This is a genomic window from Bradyrhizobium ivorense (genome assembly GCF_900696085.1).
Taxonomy (GTDB): Bacteria; Pseudomonadota; Alphaproteobacteria; order Rhizobiales; family Xanthobacteraceae; genus Bradyrhizobium; species Bradyrhizobium ivorense.
Genome location: NZ_CAADFC020000016.1, coordinates 849605 through 868789, shown reverse-complemented (window position 1 = coordinate 868789; position 19185 = coordinate 849605). Strand labels below are relative to the sequence as shown.

At 60.9% G+C, this 19185-nt stretch carries 15 protein-coding genes and 4 pseudogenes; 11 read left to right on the top strand and 8 right to left on the bottom strand.

Translation table 11 applies throughout. From position 1 onward, the window contains the following. The first annotated feature begins 20 nt into the window (after positions 1 to 20). From CI41S_RS24095 to CI41S_RS24070, 6 genes are read left to right on the top strand one after another with little or no spacing between them, the layout of a single operon-like run. Entirely contained in the window at positions 21 to 776 is a 756-nt protein-coding gene (locus CI41S_RS24095; RefSeq protein WP_139480475.1) for an ABC transporter ATP-binding protein, read from the top strand. Continuing rightward, the gene (locus CI41S_RS24090) at positions 769 to 1473 is read left to right on the top strand and encodes an ABC transporter ATP-binding protein (protein ID WP_139480476.1); all 705 of its coding nucleotides are present in this window, start codon (positions 769 to 771) and stop codon (positions 1471 to 1473) included. The genes CI41S_RS24095 and CI41S_RS24090 overlap by 8 nt, the downstream gene beginning before the upstream one ends. Before the next feature lie 7 nt (positions 1474 to 1480). Then, positions 1481 to 1675 carry a hypothetical protein gene (locus tag CI41S_RS24085; protein ID WP_139861844.1) on the top strand — a complete coding sequence of 65 codons (195 nt, stop codon included), beginning with the start codon at positions 1481 to 1483 and terminating at the stop codon, positions 1673 to 1675. Beyond that, on the top strand, positions 1675 to 3063 hold the full coding sequence (locus tag CI41S_RS24080) for an amidase (RefSeq protein ID WP_139861843.1): 1389 nt from the start codon (positions 1675 to 1677) through the stop codon (positions 3061 to 3063). The genes CI41S_RS24085 and CI41S_RS24080 overlap by 1 nt, the downstream gene beginning before the upstream one ends. Before the next feature lie 12 nt (positions 3064 to 3075). Next, positions 3076 to 4065 (top strand): amidohydrolase family protein, encoded by a 990-nt coding sequence (locus CI41S_RS24075; RefSeq protein WP_139861842.1) that lies wholly within the window; start codon positions 3076 to 3078, stop codon positions 4063 to 4065. Between the two features lie 19 nt (positions 4066 to 4084). After that, positions 4085 to 5584 carry an aldehyde dehydrogenase gene (locus CI41S_RS24070; RefSeq protein WP_172628160.1) on the top strand — a complete coding sequence of 500 codons (1500 nt, stop codon included), beginning with the start codon at positions 4085 to 4087 and terminating at the stop codon, positions 5582 to 5584. On the opposite strand, the gene CI41S_RS45175 is transcribed toward CI41S_RS24070, so the two are convergent. From CI41S_RS45175 to CI41S_RS45405, 5 genes and pseudogenes are all read right to left on the bottom strand, one after another. Beyond that, entirely contained in the window at positions 5581 to 5871 is a 291-nt protein-coding gene (locus CI41S_RS45175) for an integrase arm-type DNA-binding domain-containing protein (protein ID WP_347339264.1), read from the bottom strand. The two genes, CI41S_RS24070 and CI41S_RS45175, sit on opposite strands and share 4 nt — an antisense overlap. 1056 nt (positions 5872 to 6927) lie before the next feature. Further along, positions 6928 to 7523: pseudogene (locus CI41S_RS24060) on the bottom strand (redoxin domain-containing protein). A 36-nt stretch (positions 7524 to 7559) separates the two neighbouring features. Next, a pseudogene (locus CI41S_RS24055) lies at positions 7560 to 9319 on the bottom strand (MOSC domain-containing protein). Continuing rightward, positions 9319 to 9630, bottom strand: a complete 312-nt coding sequence (locus CI41S_RS24050; RefSeq protein WP_139861840.1) for a hypothetical protein — start codon at positions 9628 to 9630, stop codon at positions 9319 to 9321. Before CI41S_RS24050 ends, CI41S_RS24055 begins: the two are co-directional and overlap by 1 nt. Beyond that, positions 9584 to 9853 carry a c-type cytochrome gene (locus CI41S_RS45405; protein ID WP_139480481.1) on the bottom strand — a complete coding sequence of 90 codons (270 nt, stop codon included), beginning with the start codon at positions 9851 to 9853 and terminating at the stop codon, positions 9584 to 9586. Before CI41S_RS45405 ends, CI41S_RS24050 begins: the two co-directional genes overlap by 47 nt. A gap of 11 nt (positions 9854 to 9864) precedes the next feature. Here CI41S_RS45405 and CI41S_RS24040 point away from each other — a divergent pair. From CI41S_RS24040 to CI41S_RS24030, 3 genes and pseudogenes are all read left to right on the top strand, one after another. Then, a pseudogene (locus CI41S_RS24040) lies at positions 9865 to 10422 on the top strand (aldo/keto reductase); the annotation flags it as partial. Between the two features lie 91 nt (positions 10423 to 10513). Continuing rightward, entirely contained in the window at positions 10514 to 10909 is a 396-nt protein-coding gene (locus CI41S_RS24035) for a nuclear transport factor 2 family protein (RefSeq protein WP_139480482.1), read from the top strand. A gap of 81 nt (positions 10910 to 10990) precedes the next feature. Continuing rightward, positions 10991 to 11285, top strand: a pseudogene (locus CI41S_RS24030) (metallophosphoesterase family protein); the annotation flags it as partial. Positions 11286 to 12460: 1175 nt separating this feature from the next. Here the strand turns inward: CI41S_RS24030 and CI41S_RS24020 are convergent. Both CI41S_RS24020 and CI41S_RS24015 read right to left on the bottom strand, forming a co-directional pair. Next, a complete protein-coding gene (locus CI41S_RS24020) occupies positions 12461 to 13381 on the bottom strand; it encodes a complex I NDUFA9 subunit family protein (protein ID WP_139480484.1) in 921 nt (306 codons plus the stop codon). Positions 13382 to 13504: 123 nt separating this feature from the next. After that, positions 13505 to 13873: a VOC family protein gene (locus CI41S_RS24015; protein ID WP_139480485.1), complete on the bottom strand. Its 369-nt coding sequence runs from the start codon at positions 13871 to 13873 to the stop codon at positions 13505 to 13507. 262 nt (positions 13874 to 14135) lie between these two features. Between CI41S_RS24015 and bfr the strand changes: the two genes are divergently transcribed. Then, a complete protein-coding gene (bfr, locus tag CI41S_RS24010) occupies positions 14136 to 14618 on the top strand; it encodes a bacterioferritin (protein ID WP_139861838.1) in 483 nt (160 codons plus the stop codon). 756 nt (positions 14619 to 15374) lie between these two features. Here bfr and CI41S_RS24005 read toward each other — a convergent pair. Further along, positions 15375 to 16619 carry a vanadium-dependent haloperoxidase gene (locus CI41S_RS24005; protein WP_139861837.1) on the bottom strand — a complete coding sequence of 415 codons (1245 nt, stop codon included), beginning with the start codon at positions 16617 to 16619 and terminating at the stop codon, positions 15375 to 15377. 200 nt (positions 16620 to 16819) lie between these two features. On the opposite strand from CI41S_RS24005, the gene CI41S_RS24000 reads away from it, so the two are divergent. Then, positions 16820 to 18334 (top strand): helix-turn-helix domain-containing protein, encoded by a 1515-nt coding sequence (locus CI41S_RS24000; protein ID WP_139861836.1) that lies wholly within the window; start codon positions 16820 to 16822, stop codon positions 18332 to 18334. Positions 18335 to 19185 lie beyond the last annotated feature (851 nt).

Genomic DNA, 19185 nt, shown 5'->3' with positions numbered 1-19185 from the left:
TCGCTTGACAGGAATTTTCCGTGTCCGAACCGATCCTGACGCTGAGCGATGTTACGGTGGCTTTCGACGCCCTCAAGGCGGTCGATGGGGTCAGCCTGACCGTGCCACGCGGCCAGCGCCGAGCCATCATCGGGCCTAACGGCGCCGGCAAGACCACTCTGTTCAACGCCATTGCCGGCGCGCATCCGCCGACCTCCGGCAAGGTCATGTTCAACGGAAATGACGTGTCAGAACTGCCGCCGCATCGGCGAGCCCGGCTCGGCATCTCGCGCACGTTCCAGATCACGAATCTGTTTCCGACGCTGAGCGTGCAGGACAACATGATGCTGGCGCTGCGTGGATTGAAGCCGAAGAAGTTTTCGCTGTTTGGCGCGCCCGATCCGGACGAGGCCGAAGCTGCGCGCATCGGCTCAGCGCTGAAGGCCGCCCGCATTGCCGAGCGCGCGGATGTCATCGTCAAGGAAATGTCCTATGGCGAGCAGCGCCAGCTCGAAATCGCCATCGCGCTGGTGACGACGCCGACCATGCTCCTGCTCGACGAGCCCGCCGCCGGACTGTCGCCCTCGGAGCGCTCGATGATCGCGGAAGTCATCCGCTCGCTCGATCCGGCCATCACGGTGATCCTGATCGAGCACGACATGGATCTCGCGCTCGGCCTCGTCGATCACGTCACCTGCATGTTCGAGGGCCGCGTGCTGGTAGAGGAGCCGCCGGAAGGCATACGCCGCAACGCAAAAGTCCAGGAAGTCTACCTCGGGAAGCCGCGTCATGCTTGAGATTCGCGATCTGTACAGCGGTTACGGCGATGCGGTCGTCGTGCGCGGCGTCTCGCTCGATGTAATGCCCGGCGAAATCGTGGCGCTGCTCGGCCGCAATGGCATGGGTAAGACCACGGTGATCCGCTGCATCATGGGCCTCGTGCCGCCGCAGGTGCGCTCGGGCAGCATCACCTGGCGTGGCGAGAGCCTGCTCGGTCTGCGCGCGCACGATATCGCCGGCAAGAAGATCGCCATCGTGCCGCAGGGCCGCCGATTGTTTCCGTCGCTAACGGTCACCGAACATCTCACCATGCTCAAGAGCGCAAGCGCCAAAGACGGCTGGACGCTCGATCGCGTGTTCGGGATATTTCCGCGCCTCGCCGAGCGTCGCCATCATCGCGGCGGCCAGCTCTCCGGCGGCGAGCGCGGCATGCTCGCGGTCGGCCGCGCACTGATGATCGACCCTGAACTGATCCTGATGGACGAGCCGTCCGAGGGCCTTGCACCGGTGATGGTGCAGCATCTCGAAGGCATCATCGTCGATCTGAAGAAGGAGGGACTGTCGATCCTCTTGGTCGAGCAAAATCTCTACAGCGCACTCGCGGTTGCCGATCGCGTCTATGTGCTGGAGACGGGGCGAGTCGTGCATCATGGCACAGCGGAAGAACTGAACAATCAGACCGATGTGCTGTTCCAACGCCTCGGCGTCCAGTGAGGTTGTCATGAGCGAAGATCTTTTGCGGCAGGTGGTCGTCGAATTGAATCAGGCACCGGAAGCCGCCAATCGCACGGCGCGAGCGACAGCTCTCGTCACAGATGTGAATACGCGGATCGCGACCGAGGCCCTGCGCGCGATGCCATTCGATACCTCGCCCTATGCCTATCAGGCGTGGCTCGCCCAAGCGGACAGGTCCTGATGCAGGTGACACAGATTGCTGCGCTCGATCTGAGCGCGCTCGCCAAGGCCATCGCTGACGGCGAGGTGACGTCGGTGGAGGCGACCGCTGTTGCCCTCAACCGCCTTGTGAGCATAGGCCACAAGCTCAATGCAGTCGTGCGTCTCGACAACGCACGCGCGATGGACGCTGCGGCGGCCGCGGACAAGCTGCGTGCATCCGGCGCCGCCTTGCCGCCGCTGCACGGCGTGCCGCTGGCGCATAAGGACCTGTTCTATCGCGCCGGTGATCTTTCTGGCGGCGGCTCCAGGATCCGTGCAGATTTCCGAGCCGATGTCACATCGACGGCCATCGCGCGGCTCGATGCGGCTGGCGCGCTCGATCTCGGCCGCCTGCAACTCGCAGAATTTGCCATGAGCCCGACCGGCTTTAACGAGTCTCTCGGCCATGCCCGCAATCCGTGGAATCCGGCTCACGTGCCCGGTGGATCGTCGTCGGGTTCCGGCGTTGCCGTGGCGGCGCGTCTCGTCACTGCCTCGCTCGGCACTGACACCGGCGGTTCGTTGCGCCATCCCGGCGCCATGTGCGGATTGATCGGGTTGAAGCCGACCTGGGGGCTCGTGCCGATCGATGGTGTTATGCCGCTGTCCGCCTCGCTCGATTGCGCTGGTCCGCTGACGCGCACCGCGAAGGACGCGGCGAGCATTCTCTCGGTGATAGCGGGGCGCGACTATCTCAAAGGCATCGATACCGGCATCGCCGGGCTGCGCATCGCCGTGCCCGGCGGCTATTATCGCGAATTGCTGCATCCGCAGATCGCGACTGCGTTGGATGAAGCGGTCAAGACTCTGACTTCGCTCGGCACCGTGGTGTCCGAAACGACGCCACCCGACATGACGCTGATCAATGCGCTGATGCAGCTTGTGATGAGCGTCGAGGCGGCGACCATCCATCGCCGATGGCTGATCGAGCGCCCGCAGGATTATGCCGATCAGGTCCGTGCCCGGATCGAGCCCGGCCTGTACTATCCGGCCACACGCTATGTGGAAGCGCTCTCGCTCCGCGCGCAACTTGCCGAAGCGTGGATCACAGCCTGCATCGGTGACGCCGATCTCGCTCTGCTACCGGCGATCTCCATCCCGGTGCCGACTATTGCCGCGACCACCGAAGGCAATCCCGCCGATGTGGCAGGCGTCATCGGCCGGCTCACCCATTGCACTCGTGGCATCAATTATCTTGGTTTGCCCGCTGCCTCGGTGCCCTGCGGCTTCGATAACGCCGACTTGCCCATCGCATTCCAGTTAGTCGGCCGTCCCTACTGCGAAGCAATCATGCTGCGCGCGGCGCACGCCTATCAGAGCGCCACCGACTGGCACCACCGCGTGCCTGCCGCCGCCGAACTCAACTAGAAGAGACGTTTCATGCCCATCATCGACATGCATACCCACGCCTTCAGCAAGCGCGTCGAGCCGCTGGTGGCCGGCAAATATGATCCGATGAGCAATCCCTATCGCCGCGACATGTCGCCGGCGAGTCGCGAGACCGATGCGGAGCAGGGCAAGATCCTGCCCGGGCTGATGCTCGATATCGTCACGCGCCGCGAGATGATGGCGAAGATGGGCGTCGATATCCAGGTCGTCGCGCCAGCGCCGGCGCAGCAGCATTACTGGGCCGGCGAGGACCTGCTGGTCGCACTGTCGCGCGTGCAAAACGAGGACGTCGCCGCGCTGGTTGCGCAGGATCCCGCACATTTCGCTGGGATGGGCACGCTGCCGATGCGCTTCCCGCAGCGGGCCATCGAAGAGGCCGTGCATGGTGTCGATACGCTCGGCCTGCGCGGCTTCCAGATCGACACCCGCGTCGAGGATCTCGAACTTTCCAACGCCGCCTTCGACCCGCTCTATGCGCGCCTCGCAAAACTGCGGGCGCCGCTGTTCATCCATCCACTTGGCTTCTCTCAGGGCCAGCGACTGGGTGACTTCTTCATGGTAAACAGCGTTGGTCAGCCGGTCGAGGAAACATTGGCCATCGCCCATTTCATCATGGGCGGCGTTCTCGATCGCCATCCTGATCTCGACGTGGTGATCGCTCATGGTGGAGGCTATTATCCGTTCTATGCCGCGCGCATGGATCATGCTTGGAAGGTGCGCCCCGAAGTACGCCGCTTCACGGCGGACGCCCCGTCCACCTATCTCAAGCGCTTGTGGTTCGACAGCTGCGTATTCTCGCCGACCTTGATCGACAATCTGGTCGCCACGGTTGGCGCCGATCGCGTGATGATGGGCTCGGACTATCCTTTCGACATGGGTGACGACGATCCGGTCGGCCTCGTCAGACAGGCGAAGCTCTCGGATGCCGATCGCGAGAAAATCCTGTTCGGCAATGCCAGCCGGCTGTTCCGCATCGCCTAGCGCAGGAGGACAGAACATGATGAATGACGGCAAGCCCTACGGCCTCTACATTGACGGCCGCTTTCAGTCCGCTTCGTCGGGGCGTGTGATGCGGATCGAGAATCCCAAGAACCGCAGCCATCTCGCCGACGTCGCCGAAGGCAATGAGACGGATATCGACCGCGCCATCGACGCCGCCGAGCAGGCTGCTTCGGTCTGGGCAGCGACGCCCGGCGCGGTGCGCGGCGACATCATGCACCGGGCGGGCGAATTGCTGGTGAAGAAATTGCCCGAACTCGTCACCATCGAGATCGACCAGATTGGCCGCGCCCGCCGTGAGATGAGCGCGCAGCTCGGCCGCCTGCCGGAATGGTTCCGGTATTTCGGAGCGCTGGCGCGCACGTACCAAGACACCGTCCCGCCGTTCGGCGGCAACTTCCTGAACTATACGCGCCGCGTTCCGCTTGGCGTTGTCGGTCATGTCACGCCTTGGAATCATCCGCTGCTGATCCTCACCAAGAAGATCGCGCCGTCCATGGCGGCGGGCAACACCATGGTGGTGAAGCCTAGCGAACTCGCGCCGATCACTCCGCTGCTGCTCGGCGACATCTTCAAGGAAGCCGGCGTACCCGATGGCGTCTACAACGTGGTGCCCGGTCTCGGCGGCGTGGCCGGCAAGGCGTTGACCGCCAGCAAGCGTATCAAGAAGATCGATCTCACCGGCGGTACCGAGACTGGCAAGATGGTGGCCTCCATGGCCGGCGCCAATCTCACCAAGGTGGCCGCCGAGCTTGGCGGCAAGGCCGCGGTGATCATGTTCGACGACACGCCGGTGGAGCGCGGCGTCGCCGCAGCGCTGTTCGCGTCGTTCATCGCCACCGGCCAGACCTGCGTGCAGGGCGCGCGTCTGCTCGTGCGGCGTTCAGTGCATGACGCGGTCGTGGCGGAGCTGGTGAAACGCACCAATGCGATCCGGCTCGGCGATCCGCAGGACATGGCGACCCAAATGGGGCCGCTGGTCTCAGCCAGGCAGCGCGATCTCACAGAGCACTATGTGAAGATCGGTCTGCAGGAGGGGGCTGTCCTCGCGGCCGGCGGCAGGCGGCCGGACGGTGCGCAGTTTGCGAACGGTTATTATCACCAGCCGACCATCTTCACCCATGTGAATCCTACCATGCGCATCGCCCAAGAGGAAATCTTCGGCCCAGTGGTCTGCGTCATTCCGTTCGACGCCGAGGAGGAAGCGATTGCCATCGCCAATGGCACCGAATTCGGCCTCGCCACATCCATTTGGACCCGTGACGTGACTCGCGCACATCGCGTCGCGCATCAACTGCAGAGTGGCATCGTCTGGATCAACGACCATCATCGCATCGATCCCTGCTCGCCCTGGGGCGGCTTCAAGATGAGCGGCATCGGGCGCGAGAATGGCGTCGTCGCCTTTGAGGAATACACGCAGATCCAGAACGTCATCGTCAATCTCTCTGACGAGCCGTTTGACTGGTACGCTGACGACGGCAAAGAAAAACGTTATAGCTAGACAAGCGGACGTCGCGAAGCTCGGTAAGCACCACGCTCGGTGGTCGGGTCTTTGCCTTCTTTGAGTTGGTCCTTGGCCTTGTCGCGCTCGCGCCGTGCGTCGGCAAGAGAGAATGTGCCATCGCGGCCATTGCCGTAAGGGCCGAGGAGTAGGTTTTCTGACGGCCATGGAAGCGGTAGCCCATCCGCCAGACTTTGGAGGCAGCGCTGCCGGGCCTGCTCACGTCCGGCGTGACGAATAGATAGAGGTCGCTGCCGGTCACGTCGGAAATCTTGGCCGGGCTCCACGCGTCCCCGCCGAATTTCGGTCGGGCAGTTCGGCAGTCGACATCAGTCCTGATCCTGCTTTGGATTTGCGTGCGCGCCGTCGCTCTTGCGGGCCAGCTGCTCAATTCCTTAGCTTGGAATAACGGAAGTCGCCGTGAACGTCTGTTCTCCCAATACCAACAGATCGAACGGCCGGGATTGGATGAGAACAAACGGTGACGAACACCGGGTTATGCAGAAGTGCCTATTTTTCAAGGGTTTGAAGCACTGCGCGGACGGTTGCGGACGCTTGAGAACGGGCTTGAACAGCCTAGTTGGTGCCCCTGGCCGATAATTGCCTGGAGCTATAACCATTTGAATTTGAACCCACTTTTATCGTTGATTGCTGTCGATACCAGCACAAATACCAGCAGGATGACGCGCGGTATTCGCCGACAAAAATAAAACAGGCTTCCCGCAGGGGGGCACGCCCATGCAGTTCCAAACTCCACAATCGCGCCGATCGGAATCGAACCCGACTCTGACCGAACCTCCGGAGGGATCGATCGAGGTTATTCTCAGCTGTTCGAGCGGAATGATTGAAAATCGTGAGTTTGACTCGCACTCTCTCTGCCATTTCTACGCCACAGCTCTCCCCAGTAACGTCACTTTCGCCCGCACTTTGAACTCTCGATTGAACGAACGTTCTGTGCGTTGTCCTTTTTTCCGACGTTCCGGCATACGGTGCCGGTAAACCGTCGTGCTTCCCCATTATCGCCATCAGGACAGGCCGGGCGAATGGCTACACTTCGTCCGTGGATGGACGGAGGCAGGAATCATCGCGATCGAGCGGAAGTGCGAGAAGGGACGTGCATCGCTGCCCATGCGAGGCAGGCGGCGCGCCAGCCAACTCAGCAACCAATCAGATCGCGAGCGGCCAGCCGAGGGTGCTAATCGTGATCAGTCCTTGCACCTCGAGGGACTTAAGCGCCTCAGGTCTGGATCGCTGCGATTGCCTTTCTGCGGGATATTGGCCACATCTTTGATCTCCAAGCTCAAGGTTGCTCTCACCCATAGCGGCTCCTTCCGCGTCTGCTGCTAATCCTGATTTCCGAGAGTTTGAAGATAGCCTTTGCCGTACGGATAGAAGAGCTCTTTGCGCCCCTGCTGCCACGGAGCTCTAAACTCGGGTGCTGTAATGTCCCAGTCCGCACGGCATTTCCTGGTTACAGCGCGGAGATCCTGGCGAAGTTCCTCCGTCGTGGGACGCCCAAAGAACCAGTAGCCGTTGTAGATCTTGTGAATGATGAGATTCGGCTCCAGCACGATCACGTGCGGAATCATTGGATCATGGGTTGGGTCGGTGTATTCCGCGATATCGAGATCCTTCTGAACGATGCGCCGCGGATCGGAGAGAAAGGCCAGTGCGCCCCTACACCGTTACGATATTCGTTTGTCTGGCTGATGTTATCAGTTGTGATCGTGACCAGCCGGCAATAGCCAACCTCCATCTCCCGATGTAATTCCAGCAGGCCTTCGGCCTGGCGGCGATCTTTTGGACAGAAGCCGCCGCGCCCAAGCACGACCACCATCGGATCCTGTCCCTGCAGCTCGGAGAGCTTGCGATGTTTCCCGGTGTGGTCGCTCAACTCATAGTCCGGGAAAGCGGCCCCCTGCGTGATGTCTGATCGCATTTGAATTCTCCATCATTTGATGCGAGGCCGCTGCCGTCATAAGTCGATCACGACGTTGCCCTCGGGCCGTGAGCAGCAAATCAGCAAGTTACCGTCAGCCGCTGCATCGATTGGTTCGGGTTGGTAGCTGACGTTTCCAGCTACCAGTCCGGTCTCGCAGTTGTGGCACACCCCCGTTCGACACGACCAACGCACCGGAACGTCGCAAGCTTCGGCCAACTCGAGCAGGCTCTTGAACGATGATCCCCAGCGGACATTGAGACCGGAACGCGCGAAGGAAACCATCGGTCCCGAGCCCGGAGGTCCCGCCGGCACATGGGGCGTTTGGCGGGGCGAAGCGGCGATACCTGGCGTCATCAACGGACCCGTGCCGAATATCTCGGTGCGGATGCGATCCTTGGCGACGCCGAAGGACGCAAGCCCAGCGGACAGGTCGCTCATGAACCCGGTCGGTCCGCAGATGTAGAAATCACCATCTCGCGGCAAGTTGAGTTGTTCGATTACTCGCATATCCAGATGACCACGAACGTCGAAATCAATATGGAGTCGGTCCTCAGGGTCGGGCGCACTGTAGCAAATCTGGCTGTGATGGCGGGGAAGGGCGCCCAGCAACTGGCGCGTCTCGCTGGCAAACGGATGTTCGCTGCCATTGCGGGCCCCGTACAGCCAACAGACATCCCGCTTCGATGCTCCGGCCACTAACGCATGAAGCATCGCGAGCACCGGCGTTACTCCGATGCTGGCACTCACCAAAACAACAGGCGTGTTGCCCGACCGCAGTGTGAAGCTGCCCCGCGCCGCACTCGCCTGCACGATGTCGCCAACCTTCAGCTCGTCGTCAATCTAGCCGCTGGCCGCGCCATGGGCTTCCCTTTTGACGCTCACGCGAAAGAACGAGGCACCGGGCTCGCCCGACAGCGAATAGCTACGCATCAGGGTAGGTGCAGGTGTCGGCCCGAGCCGCAGCACGACAAACTGGCCGGGGAGAGCCGCGGCGATCGGCTGCTTGTCGATCGGCTCCAGCACCAGCGACGTTACGTTGCTGCTCTCCCGCACCTTACGCGACACGCGCAGCGGCCGGAATCCTTGCCATGCCGGCGCCCGGCTGGGCGCGGCGGTGAGACCGGCATTTCCCGAAGGTGCACCATCCTTACGGTCCTGGTTCAGCAGCGCCTCGAAGGATTTGCGCCATCCGGCGCTCATCGCCGGAATGCGCAGCGCGCGCTCAGTTGATCGCGGGGGTGACCGGGCATGTACAGCAGGGCATCGACCTCGGACACGCTCATGCGTTCGGGCCCGGTGGTGACAAGCGTGATCTCGTCGCCGGTCTCGACCTCACCTTCCTCCAGCACACGCAAATAGAAACCGGGTCTTCCGTGCTTGACCAGCAGCGCAGCCATGTCAGGCTCGTTCATCCGAATGCCCAGCCGGTAGCAGGTGACCCGCGGCTGCGTCACCTCGAACAAGGCTTTGCCGATCCGGTAACGGTCTCCGATACACACCTCCGCGTCCGACAGGCCATCAACTGTGAAGTTCTCGCCGAACTGGCCGTAAGCGAAATCGGATCGGCTCAGTTGATTCTGCCAGTATCGATAAGAATCGAGCTGATAGACCAATACAGCGCGGTGTTCGCCGCCGTGGCCTGCCAAATCTCCTTGTCCGTCGCCCTCGATGTTGAGGCGGCGCACCATCCGTGGACCTTTGACCTGCGTCTTCCAAATGCCGGTATGCACCGTTCTCCCTTGCCAAGTCGTATCGCACGGCAGACCCACGTTGACTGAAAGCAAGCGTCCCATCACATTTTTCTCCGAAGATGGTAGCCGGGTTCCTGAACAGGCGACTCGCCATCAACTCGGCGCAGTTTTCGTCTCCGGACGAGGAGAAAGGCGACACCCAGGAATGCAATGGCCGCCACGATGGACGTGCTCCCGCGAGCAAGTGCAAGCAGCGGGGAGGAGGGCCCGCCTTGGCGCGCTTCGGCGACCTGTTGTTCGGTAATGGTAGTGTCGGCTGATCCATAGTGCGTGAGCACGAAGTTACTCAACGTCGCGATGTTGCGATCACTGAGTGGATTGGCGTCGGTCGGACGACCGCCGAAGCCCGGCATAAAGGCCTGTCCTTCCGATGTCGTGCGATTTCACACCGTACAGGATGGTCGCAACGAGGTTCGTCGCGTTCCTGGCACCGGTGGCCGAATTCGAGAACAGACTCGGATAGTAGCCGTCCTTGCTACCTTGCCCCTCGGCCGAATGGCAGGAGCTGCAATTGCCTTGAAATAGCTCCGCGCCGCTGGGGTCTGATTGGCTATCGGATCTTACGCCGTTACGCAACGGGGGTGTCCGAACAGGACCCGAGGGATGAGCGCGGTCGGGTGATCTATGATCCCGGCGTTACACTAGCTGAGACCTGGCAGGCGCTGGAGCGCCTCGTCGACGACGGTCATTGCAAGTCGATCGGTCTATCGGACATCACTTTGGAGAAGCTGCGCCAGATCGTTGCGATTGCCCGGATCAGGCCTGCCATGGTGCAGGTCGAATCGCATCCGTATCTTCCCGAATGGGAGCTGCTTGACTTCTGCCGCGACCACGGCATCGTACTTCAGGCGTTTGCGGCGCTAGGCCACGCCATGGAGCCAAGCGTGTTGGAAGATCCCGTGATTGCGGCCATCGCGCGGCGTGTGCACAAGACCCCGGCTCAAGTGGCCCTGGCCTGGGCCGTGCAGCGCGGCACCGCCTTTCTGACCACCTCGACCAAACCCCAGCGAATCTGGGAGAGCTTTGATATTTCGGCTCTCCCCGAAGACTCCATGCAAGAGATCCGCGACCGCATCACCACGAGCGTCAGGTTTAACGCAGTCGTCGAGACCGGCGTACCCGGATTTATTCCTCGGGCTAAGTGAACTGAATCAGTGCAGCACAGTGGGATTTCCTCGCATCATCGTTAGCGATAGGGGAACAATGGCTGGCAAGAGCACAGGTAGGAGGACTGATATGGATAATCGAACCGCGCAGCTCGCACTGGAGCGTCACTGGCAAGCATCGGATGCTGGCGATTTCAATGTCGAGCATGAAATTTACCGCGAAGATGCCGTGCTTGATTATCCGCAATCGGGCGAGCGGATTCGCGGTCGGCATAACATCCAGCAGAGCCGATTCGTCCAGCCGAGCAAGAAGCGATTTACGGTCCGGCGAATTATTGGAAGGGGCGATCTCTGGGTCACCGAATTCGTGCTTAGCTATGACGACGTGCCATCTTACGTGGTGAGTATTATGGAATTCCTCCAAGGACTGGTGGCGCACGAAACGCAGTATTTCGCCGACCGATTTGAGCCCGCGCCCTCGCGCGTGCATCTCGTCGAGCGAATTGACCGAATGTCGCCACCCTGAATGGCGAGTGCGGATTATTCCGAAGGAACGCCGCTCTGGAGCACAAAGTTTCGATCGGAGCGAAACTCAGCATCCATGTGCGACGAACAGACACGCCTGGAAAATGCGATGCGTGCGGTGGCGGGCAAGCAGGCTGTGGTCGTTCTTCACTATGTGCCGATTCCGGACACGGTCGAAGGCAAGCCACCGGAGATTCTTCCGTTCCTTGGCTCGTCACGTCTCGGCGAAACCATCGTCGATTCAAAGTGAGCGCGGTAGTGCACGGCCATGCTCATCAGGGTCGCTATGAAGGCCGAATACCCGTAGGCGGGTTTACAACGTGGCCCGATCAATTGAGAAGCCAACCGGTCGACCCTATGCCTTGATTGAAGTCTGAGCAGGGCGTCTCGAATGCGCCGACAGCAAACGCCAAGAGTTAGTAAGGGTGAACGGGATTGGGTTGTTCAGTTTGAATACGACTACGATAAAACAACGAGTCTCGGCCGCAATTCAGTGGATGACCATCGATTTCGTGGATCCGTCCGAAGATGATCCGTTTCTAGCGGGACTGCGTCGTCGTAGGCGAGGGCTTCCACCGGGGCGAAGACCTATCGCGATACTTCGTGCCGGAGTCCTGTCGCAGAGGGGCCATGCCGAAGAATCGACCGTCCCTCAGGAGGGGCCGGAACAAGGAACCCGAGCTTGCGGGACTACGTTGAATTGGTTTGGGCTGGAGTGCATGGCAATGACCAACCACCGAGTGGCACTGATCCTATTTGCGGTCGCTCTTGCGACGGCGCTCGTCGCCGCAACGATTACGACGCCGCAGAACGTCAATACTCGTGTGGCCAGCAATGAGACGCCGCCGGGCGCGATGGGGCTAGCTAGGCCGCATCCGCCGCTTGATCGGGCGCCCGGCGTGCCAATAGAGACGCCAGTACGGAGATAGAATCCGGCTTGCGACGCCAATGCGGCCCTCTATCCTCCGAAGGAGAATACGGTCGTCCGGTGCCCCGCCTGCTTGAGGCGCGTGTAGGCACGGTAGACGTGGCCGCCTATGCGTCGCTTCAAACAAGCGACGGGAGAGCGCGCATCAGCGGCCTTCCTGGCGGGCGTCCGACAGTCCCACTAGTCTAAAAGAACCTCGATTATTCCGATTACTCCGGTTGCCAAAATGACCAGAGATTCATTTAGGCGATAGAGTAACCGTAGTTCTAAAGCGGCTATGTCCTGAACTTGCCTACCTTGTGCCTGAACGACTTTGGAGGGCAGTCGTTAGCGCTTGCTTTGCCTGTTCGGCTTGTTCCTTCGTCAGTTTCTCGGCGAAGCGGCCACCTTTTTCCAACTGTGCTGGACCCTTCAGTTCTCGGTCATAAACCATCCAGTCAGTGCTTCCTCTCCGAACGACGAATCTGGACTGTAGGGGCTCTGTGTATTTCAACGTTACCTCCCAACTGGTCGCGCCCTTCGGTCTCAAAAAAACACACCTGGCGGTAGTTTATTCCTCAGCCGGGACACTGAAATTGCCAACGCCACTTAAGCTGCAAGGCCTATGCCGACTCTAAGAGCTCTCTATCCGCACTTTGACAACATCTTTTGGAGAATTGCCTCAACCGGCAGCGGCGAAATCCCAAGTCCCGCAAGGCAAGGCATCTCCGGCGACGACACGGTATCGATCTGCATCAGCTCCACCTGATTGCGCGAGAGAACCGGGTCCGGGAGCATTTCGGAAGCCCATGCCAGGGCGTGCCAAACGGCCAGCGGGATCGGCACGAGGATGGGCGCAAGACCAGCCTGACGCGCGACGATTCCGACCAATTCTTCGTAGGAATAAACACGAGGGCCGCCGCACTCGAAGATCGTCGGTTGCGTCTCGGCTCGCTCGATGATCCGGACAGTCGCCTCCGCCACGTCTTCCACATAGACCGGCTGCAGTTTCATCGAGCCGCGGCCGAACATCGGATAGATCGGCAGCCGGCGGAGAAAGTGCAGGATGGTCGTCAGAAACGCATCGTCCGGTCCGAACATGACGGCGGGTCGGATGATATGTGCGTCGGCGAACGCAGCCCTGATCGCCAGTTCACCTTCACCGCGCGCTCGGATGTACCGCGATTGGGACGCGGCATCGGCGCCGATGCCTGACACGTGAACGAGTCTTTTGACTCCGGCCCGGTGCGCTTCGGCCGCTACCCGTTGGGCGGACTCGACATGAACGGAATGAAACGTCTCACGTCCGCGCTCGACGTAAAGGCTGACGGTGTTGACAGTGGCGTAAGCGCCGGCAAGCGCATTTGCGATGGACCGTTCGTCGTGAATATCGGCCTGGACGAACAGAAGTTGGGAATCATGCGGGCCAAACTGACTGCGCCTGCGATCTGGATGCCTTGACGCGATCCGGACGGGAAACTCGTGATCGCGCAGACGCTGAACGATGCGGCGGCCGAGAAAGCCGGTTCCGCCGAATACGGTGACGGTGCGACCGTTCGTTGCCATCCTTTGATCTTTGCTCGAGAGACCGCGCCATAGCCCGAGCCGAAGCTGACGTCAGGGCGATGGCCGCCTGTCGGAACAATACTCTCTCGCAGCGACGGTTGGAATGCAGGCCGCTTCGATCCGTTATTGGACGGAAGCCGGAAGCAAAGGTCGAGCGAAACTGAGTTCATGGCCGTCGGGGTCAGCTAGGTGGAAGAAACGCTCACCCCATTCGGCGTCGCGGGGCACAGTCGCCGGCTGGTAACCCGCCGCCAGCGCACGTTCGTAAAGTGCGTCAACATCGGTGACGTAGAAGATGACCCGACCCCACCAGGACCAGCGTCGTTCGGCAGGCTGGTCGGTGAGGTTGAGGTAGCTCAGACCTGCTCGAAAGCTAGTGAACGACGACCATTCGCCGCCACGCAGGACCTCAAATCCCAGGGCTCGGTAGAATCGGACAGCTCGTGGCATGTCATGGGTGCCCAGCGTGAGCGCGCTGATCCCCTCGATCATGGCCAAAACTCCCCTGTTCCATCTCCTTACGCCTTTTGAAGTCGCGGCGCAGAGATTAACCTCTCATGTGTGTCGAACGGTGAGCAAATCAACGCCGAGCGCCCCTTCCTTGCGTCGCCGGTCACGGCGAGCGGTAGATGCCCCAGACTGCTCGAACCGAAAGCGCTGACGCTCTAAACTCTCCATCGCGTCGGCCAAACATCAAGTCCAGGCGCCCACACAACCAATCGATCCCAGTGGCACCCGCGAAAAGGAGCGGAGCATGAAGGGCGATAAAGACGTTATCGAATACCTCAACAAAGCGCTGCGACACGAGCTCACCGCGGTGAACCAGTACTGGCTGCACTACCGCCTGCTCGACAATTGGGGATACAAGGTGCTGGCCAAGGCGTGGCGCAAGGAATCGATTGAAGAGATGCAACATGCAGACAAGCTCATCGAACGCATCATCTTCCTCGATGGATCTCCCAATATGCAGACGCTGGAATCCCTTCATATCGGGAAGACCGTGAAGGCCGTGCTCGATAGCGACTTGCAAGCCGAATTGTCGGCGCACTCCCTTTACGCTGAAGCTGCGACCCATTGCCATCAGGTCGAGGATTACGTGACACGGGATCTGTTTGATGAACTCATGCACGATGAGGAAGAGCATATCGATTTTCTGGAAACCCAGATCGAACTCGTCGCGAGGATCGGCCTCGAGCTATATGCCCAGCGTCATATCGGAGAGCTCGACAAGGACTAAAGTGCCAAACGACTGCTTTCGGCCCTCGGCGGACGTGATTGGCGTCATGGCTGACTTCCGCTCTGGATGCCGAGCTTGGACTTTGATCCATTGGAAGTCCGCCTCGGGGGCCCTGAAACCGCAGCCTCGACGGGAAGCGTCGCCGTGGCCGTTCTTTTGTTGCCCGCGACATTCACTCAGGTAGCAAGAAGCCGCGCGCCCGACTGCATGGAAGCGCCTGCCACCTGTCAGCCCTTCTCCGTTGGCTGGAAAGGTGAGAATCGTGGATGCAGTGTCGTATCCACTCACCAACACGCGAGTTCGCCCGACGCCTTCGAACTTGCGCGCGAACGAAAAGTGCACGTATCTGGTGCGGTTTCTGGTGCGGTGGTCACGCCGAGGACAACGAAGACCAAGCAAGGTACTGATATTTTTGGTGGGCCCGGCAGGACTCGAACCTGCAACCAGACCGTTATGAGCGGTAGGAAAAGGGATGCGGTCATTGATTATTCTATATTTTTTGTGATGTTTGGCCGCGTTTATCGCGCTTGGCGGGATCGTTTCTGGTGCGAAACTGGTGCGGTTGGCGTACCTTTCGATCCCCACCCCCGAACGGCATGGCTCGGTAGGAGAACCGGACCATGCCATCTCTGCACCTCGACCTCGCCGGAACCTATCCGTCCCAAATCGAACGCGAACTCGCAGCTCTCCTGTGCCGCCTGCCGCGAGTTGCGACCCCGCGACGCCACTGTTTTCTACTCGTGTGCGCTCGTTTTTTCAGCGTCCGTCGGACGCGATGGCTCGCGGCGCGATCGCCTGCATGAGGTTTTGCACGACGTACATGCCGACCTGACGGCCCATTGTGGTGCCAATGACGGTCGAGAAACGATAATGGAAGCCGGCCCAGACGCGGGCGTTCGATACTTCCTCACAAAAGACGTCCAGATTGGTAAACCGATGGACGACGCCCGGCGCCGCCGAGCTTGTCATCATTACCTCGGATATCGTTCGTGAGCCGAGAACCGCCTCGAGCACTGCGGCCGCTGCGCCCGCATTGATGCAATGGGCACATGGATACTCCGGGTGCATCGGCGTATTGTCGATTGGCTGCCATGTAGGGTCCCGCTTGGTCGCGGCATTTTCCGCAACGTCGCCGTTACGGATCGCAGTGATCGGCCGCCACAGTTCATATTGGTACTTGGCATCGAATACCGCAATGTAGGCGTCCGTCAGTGCGACAGAGTAAAGCGCCATCAACCGCGCACTGTCGAGGATATCCATTTTCTGGCCGATGATGAGCTGGCGGGGGATCTGGTGATAAGCCGCCGGTCCCACGGCCAACCAGAACCGCGCGGTCTCGGTCTGCTGCGGCGAACGCGAGGTGCTGGTCTTGCTGCCATACGTCTTGATCTCATTGTAATCCGCGGCCCACTCCTTGCTGTCGAGAGCAGGCGGCGGTCCGGGACGGAACTGCGACGGAGTTCCAAGTGCAAACGGCTTCATGTTCGGCCACGCCGAGGCCGCGGCCGTCGGAGTCGGGATCCATGCGCCCGGCTTGGTCTTCGGCCGATAGATATCAGGAGCGGTTGCCCCGTCTGTAGCCCGTGCCTGCAGGATGGTGGCCGCGACGGCTTCGCCGATCTTTACTCCTTCTGTCTTCGCTGGGCCGTCCGCAATCGGTGCTAGATACTTTTCGAGCGCCATCTTGATATCGTTTGCGGCGTCGGGGTGCAGCCCTACGATGACAGCTGCAGCAGCAGCCGCGGCGGCCGCCTCCTGCGAGCTTCCAGGAGCGGCGCCTTGCTTGAATAGGTAGGGTTGATAGCGCCCACCGATGGCGTTGACCGCGTCGAACATGGCGACGTTGACGATGGCCGCCTCACGCTGGCTCAACGGTGCCGGCACCGCGGGTGCTATGATCGCCACCGCCGTGGCATCCCAGTCGGCTATCACGTTGGCCGATGCTGGGATTGGGCCTAGGAGCGAAAGGCAGACGAGAAGCTTGCGCAGGATTGCCGACATGACGTCCTCCGGATGATCCTGGGGAAGCAGGAGTCACGTTCGGCGTCGCCACTGCTCCCGCCCTTGGGTACCGACCTCGGGAACCTGCAAAATAGCGGCATCCCCGGCAATGCGAAACGCGCCCCGATTATCCAATTTGCGTCCGAAACGAGCTCCACTTTGCACCCCAATCGACCTATGATGGCCCTAGAGGCGCATTCATGGGCCGTGAACTACTTCCGCGCGGATTGAAAAAGGCGATCGAGCGGCTTGAGTTCGAGCCCGCACGCCCGTGGCGGGTTGGCGAGCTGGCGGCGCTGTGTGGGGTCGCGCCGCGTACGTTGCAAAAGCACTTTCACCGGTATCTCGACCAGGCGCCGCTGGCCTTTTTGCGCGACCTGCGGCTCAAGCGCGTGCGCCAGGAATTGCTTTGCGACGCACAAGGTGCAAGCGTCACCGAAATTGCAACGCGGTTCGGCTTCATACACCTCGGCCGCTTCGCGATCCGCTACCGGCATCGCTACGGGGAGACCCCGTCGGCGACGCTGCGAAGGTCGCTGCGGACCAGAACGACGTCGGTGTCACAGCTGGCGATCCTTGGATCCAGGCTGGAGAGACCAGCTATCGCCGTTCTTCCTTTCGACACCATCGGCGTACGGCCCGGTTATAAAACAGCCTTCGCCGAAGAGGTTGCTCTCGCGCTCTGGCATCTGCACTGGCTCCACGTCGTCGCGCCGCCAAATGCGCGCTATCGATTGCACGGCAAGGTCCGTGAAGGCGCGCATGGCAACGTGCGGGTTATCGTTCGTCTGCTGGATGCCCTGACTGGCCGCTACCTCTGGGCGGCAACCTGGGAGGGTGATGTCCGCGATCCCGCCGGCTTTGAGGAGCGCGTCGCTCAGGGCGTGGCGCGCGCAGTTCAGCTGGCCCTGCGCGACGCTGAAATCGATCGCGCGACGCGTCTTCACTGTGGCGAACTTACCGCATGGGAACTGACCATGCGCGCGCTCCCATGCGTCACAGCAGTCAACGCCGCGGCCGAAGGCACGGCGCTCGAATTGCTGGATCAGGCGATGGAGCGTGCTCCGCACGATCCGCTACCGATCGCGATGGCCGCGTGGTGTCGGGGGTTGCGCGCCGGCCATCACTTCACGGCACGGCCCGAAGTGGAAAGAGCCGCGGCGAGCGAATTGGCCGCCCGCGCTGCAAAGCTTAGTGCCGGCGACGCATTGGCAGAAACCATGCTAGCAGCCGGTTACACCCTCGCGCACGACCTTGCTTCGGCGGCAATCCACGCCGACCGCGCGCTTGCGCTTGATGGCGGTTCGGCCTGGGCGTGGGGCCGTAGCGCTTGGGTCAAGGCGTATCATGGCCAGGCGAGCGACGCGCTGGAGGAGTTCCAGATCGCGCGCTCGCTGGCGCCGGCCGACCAACTGAATTTTCTCTGGTCGGTCGGAATTGCCTCAGCCTATTTCCAGAACGGGTGTTACGATGAATCGGTCCGTTGGTTTAAGCGCGCCCAGGCAGAAAATCCGGCGAGTACCTGGACCAACCGTTTCCTCGCTGCCGCCTGCGTGTTAGCGGGGCGTACCGACGAAGCTCAATTCGCCCTCGACACATTCATGCGCCACTACCCGGGTTTGACCATCAGTGAGGTGCGCTCGAGCCTTCCCTGGAACGCTTCTTACCTCGACCGTACCTGCGAAGGTCTTGAACAGGTCGGAATGCGGCCCTGAAGCCCCACTAACTTCCGCCTTGGGCGACGGCGGGCCATTCTGCAAGGCGAAGTCGTAAGCCAAGGCCATAAGCAGAAGTCGGCTTACGTTCTCTCGTGATCGCGAGCGCGCTTGGTTTCCCTAACCGCGCACCACTCGATACACACAGGCCTGTCCGTCAACACCACGAAGCCGTGCATCGAAAGCGACGACCTTGTGGCGGCGAGAAGAGGACTAACGCCCGATGCCGAATACAGCGTTTCCGAGAGGCAATCTCGCCGGCGCCGGCCAGCGAATGCACGCGATCAGGCGCTGTCGCGTTGCCCGATTTTTGATCGAGCGAAATGCTCGCAGCAGTCGGAAAGTATCTGCGGCGTCTCGAGCAAGCTGCTCCTTCGTCAAAATGAAGCCCCGTAATAATCTGGCGGAATGTCACTCCGCATCCGGCTGAAAAATGCCGCCGGCAAGCAATGGGACAAATCTACCGCGGGGCTGCGGGGTTTCAACTAGTACGAATGCGTGGTTCTACGGGGCGGCGCCGGGCTAATCGTTTGGGATGCCGGCTTTGAGCCCGTTGCTGGCGCCAGTCTTTGGAACCAACCAGAGCCCGGAAGAGTCGATTCCCCGCTCCCGGTGCGCCCACTACCCAACCGGGAGTAAACCCCACTTGGGTTGACGATCCTCGGTGCACCCCCATCAATTCCCGCGCCGGGGGTCGTTTTGGGCGGGACCGTCGCTTCGTGGGCGACGATCCCTGATCGCGCGATGCAATGGTCGGGCTTCTCGTGGTGTCGGCCAATCAGCACGACTGTTGACACAGTAGAATTCAGAATGCCCGTGACAATCGCAATTTCGAATTATCACTAACGGCC